General features: G+C 35.0%; 15 protein-coding genes. 5 read left to right on the top strand and 10 right to left on the bottom strand.

The annotated features are described in order from the left end of the window. The first annotated feature begins 109 nt into the window (after positions 1–109). Positions 110–997, top strand: a complete 888-nt coding sequence (locus EXIGUO8A_RS14310; RefSeq protein WP_159303663.1) for a hypothetical protein — start codon at positions 110–112, stop codon at positions 995–997. Between the two features lie 73 nt (positions 998–1070). Here the strand turns inward: EXIGUO8A_RS14310 and fumC are convergent, their stop codons facing one another. Then, on the bottom strand, positions 1071–2471 hold the full coding sequence (gene fumC / locus EXIGUO8A_RS14315) for a class II fumarate hydratase (RefSeq protein ID WP_159303664.1): 1401 nt from the start codon (positions 2469–2471) through the stop codon (positions 1071–1073). A 172-nt stretch (positions 2472–2643) separates the two neighbouring features. Between fumC and EXIGUO8A_RS14320 the strand changes: the two genes are divergently transcribed. Further along, positions 2644–2817, top strand: coding sequence for a hypothetical protein (locus EXIGUO8A_RS14320; protein ID WP_091609002.1), 174 nt, complete (start codon positions 2644–2646; stop codon positions 2815–2817). 68 nt (positions 2818–2885) lie between these two features. Here the strand turns inward: EXIGUO8A_RS14320 and EXIGUO8A_RS14325 are convergent, their stop codons facing one another. The 7 genes from EXIGUO8A_RS14325 to EXIGUO8A_RS14355 form a co-directional block, all read right to left on the bottom strand. Beyond that, the gene (locus EXIGUO8A_RS14325; RefSeq protein WP_159303665.1) at positions 2886–5384 is read right to left on the bottom strand and encodes a TonB-dependent receptor domain-containing protein; all 2499 of its coding nucleotides are present in this window, start codon (positions 5382–5384) and stop codon (positions 2886–2888) included. A 4-nt stretch (positions 5385–5388) separates the two neighbouring features. Continuing rightward, the gene (locus tag EXIGUO8A_RS14330) at positions 5389–5889 is read right to left on the bottom strand and encodes a hypothetical protein (RefSeq protein WP_116772219.1); all 501 of its coding nucleotides are present in this window, start codon (positions 5887–5889) and stop codon (positions 5389–5391) included. An 87-nt stretch (positions 5890–5976) separates the two neighbouring features. Continuing rightward, positions 5977–6321: an arsenate reductase (glutaredoxin) gene (arsC, locus tag EXIGUO8A_RS14335; RefSeq protein WP_159303666.1), complete on the bottom strand. Its 345-nt coding sequence runs from the start codon at positions 6319–6321 to the stop codon at positions 5977–5979. Positions 6322–6383: 62 nt separating this feature from the next. Then, a protein-coding gene (prfB, locus tag EXIGUO8A_RS14340; RefSeq protein ID WP_236564497.1) for a peptide chain release factor 2 occupies positions 6384–7485 on the bottom strand; the annotation gives its coding sequence in 2 pieces (ribosomal slippage) (positions 6384–7418 and positions 7420–7485; 1101 coding nt in all). A 62-nt stretch (positions 7486–7547) separates the two neighbouring features. Further along, the gene (locus tag EXIGUO8A_RS14345) at positions 7548–8402 is read right to left on the bottom strand and encodes a transglutaminase-like domain-containing protein (protein WP_159303667.1); all 855 of its coding nucleotides are present in this window, start codon (positions 8400–8402) and stop codon (positions 7548–7550) included. 30 nt (positions 8403–8432) lie between these two features. After that, positions 8433–9380: an alpha-E domain-containing protein gene (locus EXIGUO8A_RS14350; RefSeq protein ID WP_116772223.1), complete on the bottom strand. Its 948-nt coding sequence runs from the start codon at positions 9378–9380 to the stop codon at positions 8433–8435. 9 nt (positions 9381–9389) lie between these two features. Next, a complete protein-coding gene (locus EXIGUO8A_RS14355) occupies positions 9390–10853 on the bottom strand; it encodes a circularly permuted type 2 ATP-grasp protein (protein ID WP_159303668.1) in 1464 nt (487 codons plus the stop codon). A 194-nt stretch (positions 10854–11047) separates the two neighbouring features. Between EXIGUO8A_RS14355 and EXIGUO8A_RS14360 the strand changes: the two genes are divergently transcribed. Continuing rightward, on the top strand, positions 11048–13456 hold the full coding sequence (locus EXIGUO8A_RS14360; protein ID WP_159303669.1) for a zinc-dependent metalloprotease: 2409 nt from the start codon (positions 11048–11050) through the stop codon (positions 13454–13456). Positions 13457–13477: 21 nt separating this feature from the next. After that, positions 13478–14500 carry a threonine aldolase family protein gene (locus EXIGUO8A_RS14365; RefSeq protein WP_159303670.1) on the top strand — a complete coding sequence of 341 codons (1023 nt, stop codon included), beginning with the start codon at positions 13478–13480 and terminating at the stop codon, positions 14498–14500. Position 14501: 1 nt separating this feature from the next. Here EXIGUO8A_RS14365 and EXIGUO8A_RS14370 read toward each other — a convergent pair whose 3' ends face one another. After that, on the bottom strand, positions 14502–14807 hold the full coding sequence (locus EXIGUO8A_RS14370) for a YegP family protein (protein WP_116772227.1): 306 nt from the start codon (positions 14805–14807) through the stop codon (positions 14502–14504). A 186-nt stretch (positions 14808–14993) separates the two neighbouring features. Between EXIGUO8A_RS14370 and EXIGUO8A_RS14375 the strand changes: the two genes are divergently transcribed. Then, complete coding sequence (locus tag EXIGUO8A_RS14375) at positions 14994–16094, top strand: OmpA family protein (RefSeq protein ID WP_116772228.1); 1101 nt, start codon at positions 14994–14996, stop codon at positions 16092–16094. A 332-nt stretch (positions 16095–16426) separates the two neighbouring features. Here the strand turns inward: EXIGUO8A_RS14375 and EXIGUO8A_RS14380 are convergent, their stop codons facing one another. Then, positions 16427–16879, bottom strand: coding sequence for a thioredoxin family protein (locus tag EXIGUO8A_RS14380; protein WP_159303671.1), 453 nt, complete (start codon positions 16877–16879; stop codon positions 16427–16429). Positions 16880–16920: the final 41 nt, after the last annotated feature.

Below are 16920 nucleotides of genomic sequence, written 5' to 3' on the forward strand. Positions count from 1 at the left end.
TTTATGGTATTTAACACGTTTTATAATTTAATTTTATGCTAAAGAATCTAAATTTTGAATTAACACGTATATAAACTGAACAAACAGACACTTTATTAAATTTACAATTATGACTGAAACAAAAAACAACAATGGTTTAAAAGTTTTGACCGCTCTTTTAGGTGTTGTGCTTTTAGCAACTATCATTTATACAGTAAGTCTTTATCAAGATAAAAAGAAGACAGAAGTTGTTCTTTCTAAAGAGAAAGAATTGGTAGTTGAAGATTTAAATAGCTTAAAATCTGAATATGATAAAGCTATTTTAGAAAGCAACGCTACTAATGAAGAATTGGTTAGTGCAAGGGATAATATTGCAAAGTATATTGACTCTGTAAAAACTATGAAGGCAGATATTAGTTCTTTATCTAGATATAGAAGACAAGTTGGTGTTCTTAAAGCTGAAAGAGAGCAATTATTGAAGCAAGTAGATTCTTTAACACGTTCAAATACTGCAATTGCCATGCAACGTGACAGTACGTACGTTGAATTGGAGAAGCAAACTGTATTTAATGATTCTTTGGTTGTACAAAATACAAACTTGGCTCAAGTAGTTGAGAAGGGTTCAGCATTGAACTTATCTAAATTTAACGTTGATGCGGTTAAAGAACGTAATAGCGGAAAATTGGTTTCTACACAACGTGCAAGAGCTACCGACAAGTTTAAAATTTGTTTTACAGTTGCTGATAACGTAATTGCTCAAGCTGGAGACAGAGAGTTTTTCTTAGAGGTTTTAGATCCTCAAGGTAATGTACTTGGTGGTGGTAATTCCATGACCAATGATAACGGAGCTTCAATTACTTATAGTAAGCAAACGGGTTTCTACTATGAAAACAAATCTTTAGATGTATGTGATTACATTAATAAGCCTTCAGGTGATTTTAAAGATGGAAACTACATGGTTAACGTATATGATGACCAATTGAAATTATTGGGTACTTCTAAATTTATGTTGAAGTAAGTTTACATACTAGTTCAAAATATAAAAGGCGACCATATTGGTCGCCTTTTTTTGTTAAGAAGTTATTGAAGTCTTAGTCTTTTAGACTACCTACCATATTTTCTGGTTTTACCCATTCATCATAGTCTTCGGCAGAAACATAGCCTAAATTAACAGCTTCCTCTTTTAAAGTTGTACCGTTTTTATGGGCGGTGTTTGCTATCTCTGCAGCTTTGTAATACCCTATTTTGGTATTCAAGGCAGTTACCAGCATTAAAGAATTGTTCAATAGCTCTTTTATTACGGCGTGATTTGGCTCTATACCAGCTGCACAATGCTCTTCAAAACTTACACAGGCATCGCCGATAAGTTGTGCAGATTGTAATATGTTCGCTGCCATCATTGGTTTAAAGACGTTTAATTCATAATGCCCTTGTGTTCCACCAACACTAACGGCAACATCGTTACCCATAACCTGGGCGCAAACCATAGTCATTGCTTCACACTGTGTAGGATTAACTTTTCCTGGCATAATAGAACTACCGGGCTCATTTGCAGGAATAATAATTTCACCAATACCTGAACGTGGTCCAGAAGCCATCATTCTAATATCATTGGCAATCTTGTTCAAAGAAACCGCCAATTGCTTCAATGCGCCATGGCTTTCAACAATTGCATCATGTGCAGCTAGCGCCTCAAACTTATTTTCAGCGGTTATAAATGGTAAGCCCGTAAATTCTGCTATATATTTTGCGACCAAAACATCATAACCTTCGGGAGTATTCAGTCCTGTACCAACTGCAGTTCCCCCAAGTGCTAACTCGCTCAAATGTTCCAGCGTGTTTTTTAATGCCTTTAAACCGTGATCTAATTGAGATACATAACCAGAAAATTCTTGACCAAGGGTTAGGGGAGTTGCGTCCATTAAATGGGTACGCCCTATTTTAACTACATCTTTAAACTCTTTCGATTTTTTATGTAATGTATCTCTTAGTTGGGTTACACCAGGTATGGTTACTTCCACAATTTTTTTGTAGGATGCGATATGCATACCGGTAGGGAAGGTATCGTTAGATGATTGGGATTTATTTACATCATCATTAGGCTGTATAGTTTTTTCTCCTTCGCCAATAACTTTACCTGCAATTTCATGGGCTCTATTGGCAACAACTTCGTTTACGTTCATATTACTTTGCGTGCCAGAACCTGTTTGCCATATTACCAATGGAAATTGGTCATCATGTTTTCCTTCTAAAATTTCATCACAAACTTGTGCGATTAAATCTCTCTTTTCTGCACTTAATACTCCTAGTTCACAGTTAGCATAGGCTGCAGATTTTTTTAAATAGGCGAAACCATAAACGATGTCCAATGGCATAGAAGCAGATGGACCAATTTTAAAATTATTACGTGAGCGTTCTGTTTGTGCGCCCCAATATTTGTCTTTGGGCACTTCAACATTACCCATGGTATCTTTTTCGATTCTGAACTCCATAATCTTATATTTTATATGAATCTTAAATAAACTTATTAATGTAGCTTCAAAAATAAGGTTTACATTTATTTTTATAGTGACAAGTTTGTAGTGAAATGTGAAATTAATTTTGCAGAACGTTTGCAAAAAATAATTCGTTTATGGTATCTTTGTCATATATAAGCAAGAAGATATGTTTGATTTTGACCAATATTTAGGATTTTTAGCTTTTTTAACCATTTTAACAATAGGTTTCTGGCTGATGATGTTTTTGTTATTATTTGTTGTGCCTTACTGGTTAGGTGGTAACATTATTGAATTATTAAAAGAAAGACGCGACAAGAAAAAAGCCGCGAGAGAAGCATAAATAATTAAGTTTATAAAAAAAAGGAAGCCAATTGGCTTCCTTTTTTTGTTGCTATTTCTTTCGCTGTGTTATCCTTCAATTTCTTCTTCACCTTCATCGTTGTTGTTTCCTCTGCCATTTCTATTTCTTTCTTTTGGCTGGTTAAAACGATATACAAAGCCCATTGTAATTTGGCGTCTTCTCCACTGAAATTCACTGTCTGATGTAAAAAACTCTGTTTCTGTATAAGAGGTTCTTTTTCTTGAGTTTAATAAATCACTTACATTAAGCGATATGGTTCCGTTGTCTTTCAATATATCTTTACTGAAGGCCAGGTTTAAAGAGAAAATTCCTCCGTTTTCGGTTTGAGCTGTAGAAGAAGGTCCTCTGTAGAATGCATTGGTCTGCCAATCAATCTTCGCTGGTAACGATACTTTAGAGCTGAACCTTGCGAACCAGCTTGTGTTTGTTGTGCCATAATCAACGCCATTAAATTCACCTTCTGTAGAAAACTGGAAGAAATTAAAACTTGAATTTAAACGTAACCATTTAGCGGCACTGTATAACATACCGGCTTCAACACCAATTCTGTCATTTGTAGAAAGGTTAATTGGTATAGATCTAATAATTTCAATACCATCTGTAGTCGTTTGTCCGGTTTCTTCTTGTATACGCTCAAATGAATCTGTTTCTCTTTGGTAGTAAATAGAAGATGTCAAAGTTATTTTATCCCATCTTTTAAGGTATCCGATGTCAAATGCATTCGCAAATGCCGGATTTAAGTCTGGGTTACCTTGAAAAATATTTGTTCTACTAGATCTGGAAGGAAATGGGTTTACATATCTTCCTCTTGGTCTATTGATTCTTCGGTTATATCCTAGTGATATATTTTCATTTTCGGCTAGTTCGTAAATCAAATTTATTGTTGGGAAAAGTCCTAGATAATTTTTATCAAAATTTGCATCGACATCAACACCTAATTGTTCTTCAAGTTCTGCAGTGTCATATAAAGAAGATAACTCTCCTTTTAACTGTGTGTTTTCTAAACGAAGTCCCAATAGAAACGAGAAGTCACCAAATTTATTCCCGTATTGGGTATATAGGGCATTTACGTTTTCAGTATAGGTAAATATATTGGTAAGATCTTCATTGATATCAAACTGACTTGTATCTTGATTTAGAGAATCTAGCCTATAATCTGTTCCTGTTTCTTCAAATGTACCTCTATAACCGGCTTCAAATTGAGAATCACCCATTGGTAATACATAGTCTGCCTGTATTAAATACTCATTTTCAGTTTCTTGTTCAAATACATTCTCCAATACAATTAAATCGTCATTTGGCAACGTATTGTTCTCTTGTATGATTGAAATTTTATTTTCCTTTCCTTTGGAATATTGAGCATCAATCGTCAGTTTTTGACCATCGTCATCTAAATTGTTGATATAGTTAAGTGAGAATTGATAATTGTCGTCATCTTCATTTTCATCTTCAGTTCTATATGTTTCACTGTCTAATGAGTTGCTAATAAACCTCTGATTGGTATTTCCTGTTTCATCTTCACTTTTAGATGTTCTGTAAAACACACTACCTGTAATTGAAGATTGCTCGGTAATAAAATACTCAAGACCTAAATTGGTATTAAATCCTTTTCTAAGCCTGTTGTATTCTCTATCCTCGATAATTCTATTGTAAACACTTGTAGTGTCATTATATGTATTATCATAAAATGCATTTCCTGGTGCGTCTCTATAGTTATAGCCTGTGGTATTGAATAAATTGAACTTATCTGTACGTAAGTTTGCATTGACAGAAATACCACTATTAACAGGGTAACCTATAGTTGTGTTTACAGAGCCATTGAAACCTAATGTCTTTTCTTTTTTAAGTACAATGTTCAAGATACCGGCTGTACCTTCTGCATCATATCTTGCAGACGGACTTGTAATAACCTCAACTTTTTCAATAGCATCTGCGGGAAGTTGCGTAAGGGCATCGGTGGAGCCAAAACCTGCTAATGCAGATGGTTTTCCATTGATTAGTATTCTAACATTCTCATTACCTCTTAGACTTATAGCACCTTCAACATCCACATCTACAGATGGTACATTGTTCAAGGCATCAGTAATGGTTGCGCCACTATTGGTTAAGTCTTTACCAATATTGTAAATCTTTTTGTCTAAGCGAACTTCTACCGTAGTTTTTTCGCCGACCACTTCAACAGCTTCTAATTGAGCAACATCCAAAGCAAGTCTAATGGTGCCTAAATCTGTTGATTCTGTTAATGTTTGATTTGGTAATTTATAAGTTTTGTATGAAATATATTCGATCGATATATTGTACTTTCCTGGTGGGGTCTCAACTTTGAAATTACCATCTATATCGGTAATACCGCCAGTAATTTTATCTGGGTTGTTTACACTTTGTAGTACAAGTGTTGCGTATTCTAATGGTAGGTTGTCATCTTTGTCCACAACCTTTCCGCTAATGACAATTGGACCTCTTTCCCGGTCTCCTCCCGGTCTTTGACTATGTATGTAATTGAATGATAGTGTTAAGAGTAGGAGTAAAGGGTAAAGTTGTCTCATTAAGTCAGTTTTTTGATTTCTTTCGTTTTTGTTTTTTCTTCTTTTTAATCGTTTTTGAAACACCATCTTTTTGTAGTGCAACAAAAGCTTCATACTTTTCTAATGGCAGACCGGCTTTTAATTCCTCATCTTGCCTTTTAGTAATATTTTCATATACCTCTGCCATTTTTTCTGGCGGAAGCTTTAATATTTGAGCCTCTATTCGTTCTTGAACATATTTCTTAAGAACAGAGCTTAATACTGCTTGTTCAAATTCATTTAGCTCAAGTGCCTCGGTAATTCTTGGCATTTGCTCATCTACCAGTTCTTCGGCAGTTTTTGGTTTTGGTTCTTCGGCTGGTGTTTGTGCTTGGGGAATAGAACTCCTTTGACTACCATAACCACCTCTAGATCCATAACCATATTGCGACCCATAACCATATTGTGCGTAAATCGCTGTAGTGCCAAATAAGGCAAACAACAATGTCAATACATTTAGTCCGCTATGCTTTATTACTTTTTTCATGTCATTAGATTATAAAGTTATACTATGGTTTAACCTAAAATGGTTAATTGTTTGTTAAGATAATTATCTTAACAATTATACTAAATTCTATTTTAACAAAGAGTCAATGTTAGAGGCTGGTCTACCGATTACTGCACTGTTTCCATTGATTACAATTGGTCTTTCAATCAGTTTTGGGTAGGTAATCATAGCATCGATCAATTCTTCATCGTTCAACGATTGATGTTTAAATTTCTCTTTCCAAATGGCTTCGGACTTACGTATTAAATTAATTGGTTTTATGTCTAAGCAACTAATTATATTTCTAAGTTCATCTTTAGTAGGTATGTCTTCCAAATACTTAACTACTTCAAATTTCTTGCCAGACTCTTCAAGAACCTTTAAACCTTCTCTAGACTTACTGCATCTAGAATTGTGATATATTTTAATCATAATTAATTTCTTTAAAATTAAAATCCCTACCTATCAAAGATAATACATAGGGATTCTTCGTTTTATTCTTCTTCTTTTTGTCCCATCATCATTAGAAAAGCTTTAAGGAACTGATCAATGTCTCCGTCCATTACATTGTCTACATTGCCCGTTTCTTCGCCAGTTCTTACATCTTTTACAAGCTTGTACGGATGCATGACATAATTTCTAATCTGTGAGCCCCATTCAATTTTCATTTTAGAGGATTCAATTTCTTGACGAGCTTCCATTTTTTTACGAAGCTCTATTTCGTACAATTGAGATTTCAACATTTTCATGGCCGTAGCTCTATTGTCATGTTGACTTCTACTGTCTGAACAAGAAATTTGAATACCGGTAGGGTGGTGGGTCAGTTGCACTTTGGTTTCTACCTTGTTTACATTTTGACCGCCCGCACCACTAGATCTTGCAGTGGTAATAGTAATATCTGCCGGATTTACATCTACCTCAATACTATCATCTACCAATGGATATACATATACCGAAACAAATGAGGTATGTCTTTTGGCGTTACTATCAAAAGGAGATATTCTTACCAAGCGATGTACCCCATTTTCCCCTTTTAACCAACCAAAGGCAAATTCCCCGTCAATTTCAAGGGTTACGGTCTTTATACCGGCTACATCACCATCTTGGTAGTTGAGCTCCTTTATTTTGTAGCCGTTCTTTTCTGCCCACATCATATACATACGCATGAGCATAGCTGCCCAATCGCAACTTTCTGTACCACCTGCACCAGCGGTAATCTGCAATACGGCAGGTAACTCATCTCCTTCTTCCGAAAGCATATTCTTGAATTCCATTTTTTCAATGGTATTCACCGCTTTTTCATATTGCTTTTCAACTTCGGCTTCGGTTACCTCACCTTCTTGTTGAAATTCTATAAGCACTTCTAAATCGGCAACCAGTAGCTGGGCGGCATCAAAATCATCGACCCATTGCTTTTTAGATTGAATGAATTTCATGTGTGCCTGTGCCTCTTGGGGGTTGTCCCAAAAATCAGGAGCTAAAGTTTTTTCTTGCTCGTTCTCTATTTCTATTAATTTGGCATCAATGTCAAAGATACCTCCTTAACGCACCAAGGCGATCTATAAGACCTTTGTAGTGGTCTGTACTTATGTTCATACAATTCTAAATTTTGAGTAAAAATAATACTCTTTTAAGTAATGTTTAAAGATATTTTTAGATTAACTATTGCAACTATGCAATGTAACCGAATAGGTAGTCTTATTCTTGCCTTGTGTATTAACAATGCCTTTTAAAGGTGAACAATCATTATAATCTTTGCCATGGCATATTTTAATATGATTGATATCTGCTAAGACATTATTGGTAGGGTCAAAACCTTTCCAACCTATTTGGGGTATATAACATTCTACCCAGGCATGTAATTGAGAATCACCTTTAAAACCATTTGTTCGATCTAAGTAGCCAGATACATACCTGGTAGGAATACCATTGATACGTGCCAATGCACAGAAAAGGTGGGCAAAATCTTTACAGTCACCTTTTTTATTTAATATAACCTCATTTAGCAGCGTGCCCTTGTCTATATCTTTTCTTGAAAACTGTACGTAATTATAAATCCAATGATTTAAATTTTCAAGATTTTTAAAAATTGAAACAGATACATCAAAACTATATAATTGATTTTGTGTTGCGGTAATATTTGTATATGTGGTAGCTTTTAAAAATCGCTCGTGATTAATTTTAAAATCGAGATTATGCAACTCTTCATGTTCCAATGCGATGTTGAAATTGCTCTTGAATTTTAAAGGGTCAATGTCTTCCTTTATGAATTTAATTGAAGCTTCAAAAGTAATTTCTTTAAATTTTTTCTTAGGATGTACTCTTAGGGTTTTAAATCCATATCCGTTTATAGAATACTCTGTGATTGCGAATAGTGAGTTGTTGAATTCTACTTCAACATCGTGTTGGCTATCATTTTCAATAGGAATTATTAAAAACTGCCAATATGCATTATGAACCCAATCTTCGTATGTAATTTCGGCCCTGTACTTTATTTCAAATTCTCTCGGCATAAGAGGGCAAAGATACCTTATTTAACTTGGCTAATAGTTAAAAAACTCTTCGTCAACTTTATCACTTATATCAACAAGGCTTTTTAAAATGTTTTCTATGAACGACTTAATATCTTGGTCTATTTCCTCTATGTATTTATACTCATATTCAGACCTGACCCTACCAATTAGAAAAGCAGTGGAGTCTTTGTTGTAGCGCCTTTCAGGATTTAAAATTTTCACATGCTGGTTCACTTGATTCAATGAATTCATTACAGACCTTGGACAATTAGGGTTTAGAATTAAAAACTCTAATGTAGTTATGCTGGTGGGTGTCTTTTTGTAAAACCTGCGCATCATATCATAAGACTCTGCACATTTTAATAGAGTGGTCCACTCAAAGCTTTTGCTGAATTTATCATTTTCTCCACCTTGAGAAAGTAATGCATCATTAAATTTTGCATTGATCATTCTGGTTATTTGAGTAGCTCTTTCAATATTGATGCCCATTGATATTATAGCATATGTTGCATCATGCAAAAGGGTGCCCCTTATTTTACCACGAAGTATGTCGGTCATTTCAGCGACATTGGTTGTAAAGTCATGTAAGCCATTTTTTACGAAAATCTCTTTTGGGTAATTAATTACAAAGTGGTAAAACTTATTGATCGCCTCATACAGTTCTGTTGAGATCAAATCTCTGGCGCTGTTGGCATTCTCTCTGGCAAACTTTATATTATTTATTATAGAAGAAGAATAGGTTGGGTCTAGCCCTATTTTATAAAGTACATCTTCTTCTTTTAGAAATTTGTCTGGATCTTCCTCTGGGTCACCTACCATAAAAAGCATTGATCGTAATACAAATTGACGGTCTTGAGATTTTAAGTTTGGTGCATCTAACGAGGAGAAATAATTTACATTTAAATATCTTGCTACGTGTTCTGAACGTTCAATATAACGTCCCATCCAAAAAAGATTATTGGCAACTCTTGCTAACATATAGTTTCTTTATTTTTTTAATACCCAGGTGTCTTTTGATCCGCCTCCTTGAGAAGAGTTAACTATTAAATTACCTCTTTGAAGCGCTACGCGTGTCAATCCGCCTTTAAGAACAAATTCTTTGTCTTTGCCAAGAACGGTGAAGGTTCTTAGGTCTACATGTCGTTGTTCAAAAGATTCGGTATCGTCAATATACGTAGGGTGTACCGACAAAGACATTATTGGTTGGGCAACATATTTTCTAGGGCTTGCTTTAACTTCAGCTTTTACCTTTTCTATTTCTTCCTTACTTAATTTATTTCCTATGGATATACCGTAACCACCAGCCTCGTCAACCGGTTTGATTACAAGCTCATGAATATGCTCTAAAACGTATTTTAATTCATCGGGCCTGCTACAGTGATAGGTATGTACATTATTTAATATAGGTTCTTCGTTAAGGTAGTACTTAATGATTTCTGGCATATATGTATACACGGCCTTGTCATCTGCTACACCGGTGCCTGGTGCATTGGCCAATGTAACATTCCCTTTTTTATATGCGGCGAATAAACCCGGTACTCCAAGAACGGAATCTGGATTAAATTCTAATGGGTCTATGAATTGGTCATCTATTCGTCTGTAAATGACATCTACCTTTTCTGGTCCTTTAATGGTTTTCATGTAAACAAAATCATTTTCCACAAAAAGATCACGGCCCTCCACAAGTTCTACGCCCATGGTTTTGGCTAAATAAGAATGCTCATAAAAAGCAGAGTTGTACATACCTGGTGTTATAACTACTACATTGGGAACATCTACACCTTTTGGTTTTACCGATTCTAGTAGCTCTAAAAGGTTTTCAGCATAATTGGTTACGGTATGTGTCTGGTAATGGTTAAATACCCCAAAAAGTGCTTTTTTAAGTGCGGTACGGTTGCAGATGACATAACTTACGCCCGACGGACACCTTATATTATCTTCTAATACGTAGTACTTTCCGTCTTTGTGTTTAATGACATCGGTTCCGGAAATATGATTGTATATTCCTCCAGGAGGATTTAATCCGTTCATCTGATCGAGGTAATTGGCAGATGAAGTAATCAGTTCTACAGGAACAACTTTATCCTTTAATATCTTTTTGTCATGATAAATATCCCATAAAAATAAATTCAGTGCTTTACTTCTTTGTATAGATCCTCGTTCTATAATATCCCAATCTACCGGGTCGATAATTCTTGGGAATAAATCAAAAGGAAAAATTTTTTCTTGAATGTTGTTCTCTCCATATACTTGAAAAGTTATCCCTTGGTTAAAAAATGAAGATTTGGCTTTATTGTTTAAGGTAACATAATCCTTAATCGAATGTTCGCCATAGAGGTTGAATAGTTTTTGATAAACCTCTTTTACTTTTCCTTTCTTATCATGTATTTCGTCATATAGATCTGGGTTTCTTTGATAAGAAGAGAAAATTTGATTTTCAATGTTCTCCATAAAAAATGTTTTGTTAAAAGGTACATGATAAATCGCAAATATCAAGTGTCATATTTACAATAATTGGTAGTATTTTTCCTTATTCTATAATTATTGGATAACTTTTTTAACAAGTATGATAATTATAATATAGTTGAGCTTTCCTGTTTTTCATTCGTTGGTTTTTCTATACTTTTAAGGAAAACTTATAGAGAATGAGAAAGCACTATGTACTTTTTGTCGGATTGATACTTTTATCGATCTCAATGGTATCCGCACAGTTTAGCGATAAAAAGAAAGACTTTGAAAAATATGAAGGGTTTTATAATTTTTACTACGACGAAGGAAGTGATAAAATATACTTAGAAGTTGAAAAATTAGATGAAGAATTTCTATATGTATATTCACTAAGTAGTGGTATTGGTAGCAATGATATAGGTTTGGATAGAGGGCAGTTGGGCGACGAGCAAGTTGTTTACTTTACAAAAGCGGGCAACAAACTATTGTTGATACAGCCCAATTTAAAATATAGGGCCATTACCGATAATGAACTAGAACGTAAATCTGTAGAACAGGCTTTTGCTAAATCCGTTTTATTTGGCTTTCCTATTGTAGAAGAGAATAACGGTACATATATAATAGATATCACAGATTTTTTAATGCAAGATGCTCACGGAGTTTCTAGTCGGTTAAAGAGAAGAGAACAGGGTTCTTATAGCCTTGATAAATCTAAAAGTGCATTTGCTTTAGATAGAACCAAGGCTTTTCCTAAAAATGTAGAGTTCGATGTTACGATGACTTTTAAGGGGCAGGCGAAAGGAAGCTATATAAGAAGCGTAGCTCCAAATGCAAACTTGGTTACCGTTGCAGAACATCATTCATTTATAGAATTACCGGATAATAAGTACAAAAAACGTGTATTCGACCCAAGGTCGGGTTCTTCTCCTTTTAACTACTATGATTATGCTACTCCCGTTGAAGAAAATATTTTAAAGCAATTTATAAGAAGACACCGCTTAGAGAAAAAAGATCCTACTGCAGAAGTGAGCGAGGCGGTTGAACCTATAATTTATTATTTGGATAATGGTACGCCAGAACCTGTAAGATCTGCTTTATTAGAAGGTGGTCGTTGGTGGAACCAGGCTTTTGAAGCTATTGGATATAAAGATGCCTTTCAGCTAAAAATGTTACCCGATGACGCGGATCCTTTAGATGTTCGCTACAATGTAATTCAATGGGTTCACCGATCTACGAGAGGGTGGAGTTATGGTAGTAGTATTACCGATCCAAGAACTGGTGAAATTATGAAAGGTCATGTAAGTCTGGGTAGTTTAAGAATACGACAAGATTTTTTAATCGCTCAGGCGTTAATGAATAAACCATTTGCCGAGCGAGACGATAATTATGAGCCCATGTTAGAAATGGCCATAGCGCGTATTAGGCAATTGTCTGCTCATGAAATCGGACATACTTTAGGGTTTGCGCATAATTATGCTGCCAGTACCACGGGCAAAGCCTCGGTGATGGATTATCCTCACCCACAGTTTACTTTAAAAGATGGCGAGATCAACTTTGCAAATGCCTATGAAACCGGTATCGGTGATTGGGACAAGGTAACTGTGGCTTATTCTTACCAAGATTTTAAGAATGGGGAAAGTGAAAAAGAAGGCTTGAACAAGATTTTAGATAAAGCAAAAGCCGACGGACTACGTTACATTACCGATCAAGATGCAAGACCACAAGGTAGTGCCCATGTTTTAGCCCATTTGTGGGATAATGGTACCGATGTCAGTAAAGAGTTAGAAGATATGCTGAACATCCGTAAGGTTGCAATAGATAATTTTTCTGTTGATAATATTCAAGAAGGTACACCGTATTCTGTATTGGAAGATGTGTTTGTGCCGCTATATTTCTTTCATAGGTACCAAACTGAAGGTGTTGCCAAAATAATAGGTGGGTTGGAATATAATTATGCCGTAAAAGGTGATGGGCAAGAAGTGGTCGCTATTGCCGATAAAGCGATGCAAGAAGAAGCCCTGAAGACTGTGTTGAAAACCTTGGATGCCAATGAGATCGCAATACCAAAAGATAAGTTAAGCTTATTTCCGCCTCGTTCTTTTGGTACACCTAGAACAAGGGAATCCATAAAAGGTAAAACAGGGGTGTCGTTCGATGCACTATCAGCTGTAGAAACTGCTTCTGATATGACTTTAAAATTTTTGTTGCATCCAGAAAAGGCATCGAGACTTATTCAGCAAAAAGCTGTTGATACCGATAATGTTGGTTTAGATGAGGTTTTAGATAAATTGATAGCCTCTACTATCAATAAAAAGCAAAAAGACGCATATTTAAACGAAGCACAGACCATTATAAACTTTAGGGTTTTACTACATGTTATGAACTTAGCTGGACATAATAGTGTACACCCACAAGTAAATGCCATTGCTTCTCAAAAATTAAAAGAACTAAGTTCTCAATTTTCGAAGGATTCTGAAAGTAATGCCATTAGTGCAGAAATGGTCAAAAGAATTAATGCCTTTGATGAGCATCCAGAATTGTTCAAAGTGATACCTTCGCCAAAAATTCCAGATGGTTCGCCAATTGGAACAACATGTTTTCACTAATTCACTTATTATAATTCAAGTATGCTTATTAATCTTATCAGTGATACGGTAACCAAGCCAACCCAAGGTATGTTAGATGCTATGATGTCTGCAGCCGTTGGTGATGATGTGTTTAAAGAAGATCCAACGGTAAATGCCCTAGAGGAAAAGGCAGCTAAACTTTTTGGAATGGAGTCGGCACTTTTTTTTCCAAGTGGCACCATGACCAACCAGACAGCGATTAAGTTACATACACAGCCTGGTGAACAGTTAATTTGTGATAAATACGCCCACATTTATAATTATGAGGGTGGTGGTGTTAGTTTTAATAGCGGAGTATCTTGTAGGTTGGTTGATGGTGATAGGGGAACCATGACCGCTGAGCAGGTTACGGCAGCTATAAATCCACCAGATTTTTATCATAGCCCATTAACTACATTGGTAAGTATAGAAAACACCGCAAATAAAGGAGGTGGTACTTGTTGGGATTTTAATGAGTTGCTAGCGATTAGAAAAGTGTGCGATGAACATAATTTAGGGTATCATTTAGACGGTGCCCGATTATGGAATGCCATGGTAGAAATGAAAGAGACTCCTTTGCAATACGGTGAGCTTTTTGATACTATTAGTGTCTGTTTAAGTAAAGGGCTTGGTTGCCCTGTAGGGTCATTATTATTGGGTACAAAAGTACAAATGGAAAAAGCTATTCGTATTCGTAAAATATTTGGGGGCGGTATGAGGCAATCTGGTTTCTTGGCCGCAGCTGCTATTTATGCGCTCGATAATCATGTGGAACGTTTAGTCGATGATCATAAAAGAGCAAAGGAAATAGGGGAGGCTCTATCGGCAAAATCATTCGTTAAAAAAGTGGAGCCTATAGACACCAATATCGTCATTTTTGAAATTGATGAGTCATTTATGACAAGTGATCAATTTGTAAATAGATTAAAAGAAAAAGAAATTCTAATAATAGGTATGGGGCAAGGAAAATTGCGAATGGTAACCCATTTAGACTATACAGATGATATGCATAACGAATTGCTTAAGCATTTGGCCGCTTTTTAATTTACTCTTCTAAACTGTTCTTAATATTGAGTATGCCATTTTCCATTCCTGCTTCAGAAGAATAAAATCCGCTAGCACCTACAATCTTACCAGTAGAATTTTTTAATTCCACTAAAAATTTACCATCGGTGTTGGTTCTTCTTTCAAAGAATTTTCCGTTAGATTTTTTTAGTGATTTAATATCCCTTATTGTCTTATCTGTTTCATTTTCACTATTAAAGGGTATACTTTTTAATAATACTTGCCCATTGCCAGACTTTAAAATAAACTGGTAAAATCCGTCTTTATCTTTAATAATTTTAATCATATCCTTAAAGATAAATAATATTTTCTCTGCTTTTTAGTGACTTTTTAAATAATAGTGTGTCTTAATTATTGAGGCGTTAAATAAAGGTTTTTTTAATAGAGCTCGACACTCAAATTAAACCGGTTAACAGGAAACCTCGGATAAATAATTATAAATAACCAATTATTAATTTTAAACACTATCAAAATGAAGAAAGTATTATTTCTAGCAGTTGCATTTTCTGCTTCTTTTGCAATGGCACAAGACTTGCCGTCAAACCCAGAACCAGGTAAATGTTATGTTCGTTGTACAACGCCAGATGTTTATGTGAATGAAACAACTACTATTACAACAAACCCATCGTACAAAATTTTAAAAACGATTCCTGCTACTTTTAAGACAATTACAGAGCGTGTATTGGTTAGAGAAGAAGAAAAAGTGCTTACCGTGGTTCCTGCTAAGTGGGGAACAGAAACGGTGACTTACGTATCTAAAGGAGGTGGAAATTCTTTAAAAGTAATCCCTGCTTCTTTTTCTCCCAGTACACAAACTATAGAAATTAAGCCTGCATATGCACAGTGGGAACTTGGTGTTGCCGCTCCTGATTGTGAGTCTGGAAATCCAGATGATTGTAGATACTGGTGTTACAAAGGGTATCCTGCACAGTTCGAAACAGTTTCAACTCAAGTATTGGCTAGTGATGCCTCTACAACAAGTTCTCCTTTAGGATCTCAAAATGGTTCTTATACTAAAGCTGTATTGCTTTCACCTGCTACTGTAGTTGAAAAAATTATACCAGCAGAATACAAGGAAATCACTAAAACCGTATTGGATAAAGATGCCTATACTGTTGAAGAGATCATACCTGCCAAAACAACTACGATCACCAAAGAAGTTTTAAAGGAAAAAGGTGGTTTAACTACATGGAAAGAAGTGGAATGTGCTTTAGTTGAGTACCAAGCTTTACCTATAAACTGGAACTCTGGTAGTGCAACATTGACTTCAGAAGCTAAGAGTATTATTGATAACAGATTACTTCCAATATTGGCGCAAAACCCAGGAGTGAAAGTTGAATTAGCTTCTCATACAGATTCTCAGGGTAGTTCAGTATCTAACCAAGACCTATCTGAAAGAAGAGCTAAGGCTGTAGCTGATTACCTAATTACAAAAGGTGTGAACTCTAGTCTTTTAGTAGCTAACGGTTACGGTGAAACTAGATTATTGAACAGATGTAGTGACGGTGTTTCTTGTACAGCAAGAGAGCATGCAGTAAATAGAAGAACTCAATTTAGATTAATTAACAATTAATAATTAGGTTGTTTTTTTGATTGAAAAGGGCTTACATAAAGTAAGCCCTTTTTTATGCTTTAAACCTAAATCATAATAAACATCTTACTTTATTGTTTGATGCTGTTGTGTTTTGGTAAGTATGTTTTTCGTTAAGGTTATAGTTGAGGTGATTTTTAATGTTGTCACAATTTTAAACTAATTATGCTTATTAATGTAGACGTAAAAAACTATCTATTATGCACGGTAATAATTGTAAGTAGATAAAGCTTATAACAATATAATAGAGTGATGTTGAGGTAAAAAAAAATGGTCTATGTTTCATAGACCATTTTTTTTTGAATATTAATAAATTACTTATTCTTTTCAAGAAGTCTAAGATGAGAATCTACAACACCGTTCATGCTATAACCAGAAAGGGCATCTAACTCTTTTCCTTTATAATCCAATACTTTTAAAAGAGGAAACACTTTCTTTTTGTTCAGCTTGGTTAGTAAATCTTTATTGTGGGCCAATTGTTTTGCACTCAAAAGGTCCTTGTTTCTAGGTACATCTATATATAACAATATGTAATTGTCAGATAGTTCTTGAAATTCATTTGTGTCAAATAAATCGGTCTTTAACATTTTACATGGAGGGCACCAATCACTACCAGTAAAATAAACAAGTACATTTTTTTTCTGCTTTTTTGCTTTTGAAATAGCAGTTTCGTAATTCGTGATCCATTTAGAATCATTTACAGTTGTAATTTCCGCTTGGGCAGTAGCTAAAAACGGAATCATAAATAATAAAAAAAGATATTTCATGAATTTTATTTTAAATGTCAATTGCAAATAACCTGCCAATC

It is taken from the genome of Maribacter litoralis (assembly GCF_902506355.1).
Taxonomy (GTDB): Bacteria; Bacteroidota; Bacteroidia; order Flavobacteriales; family Flavobacteriaceae; genus Maribacter; species Maribacter litoralis.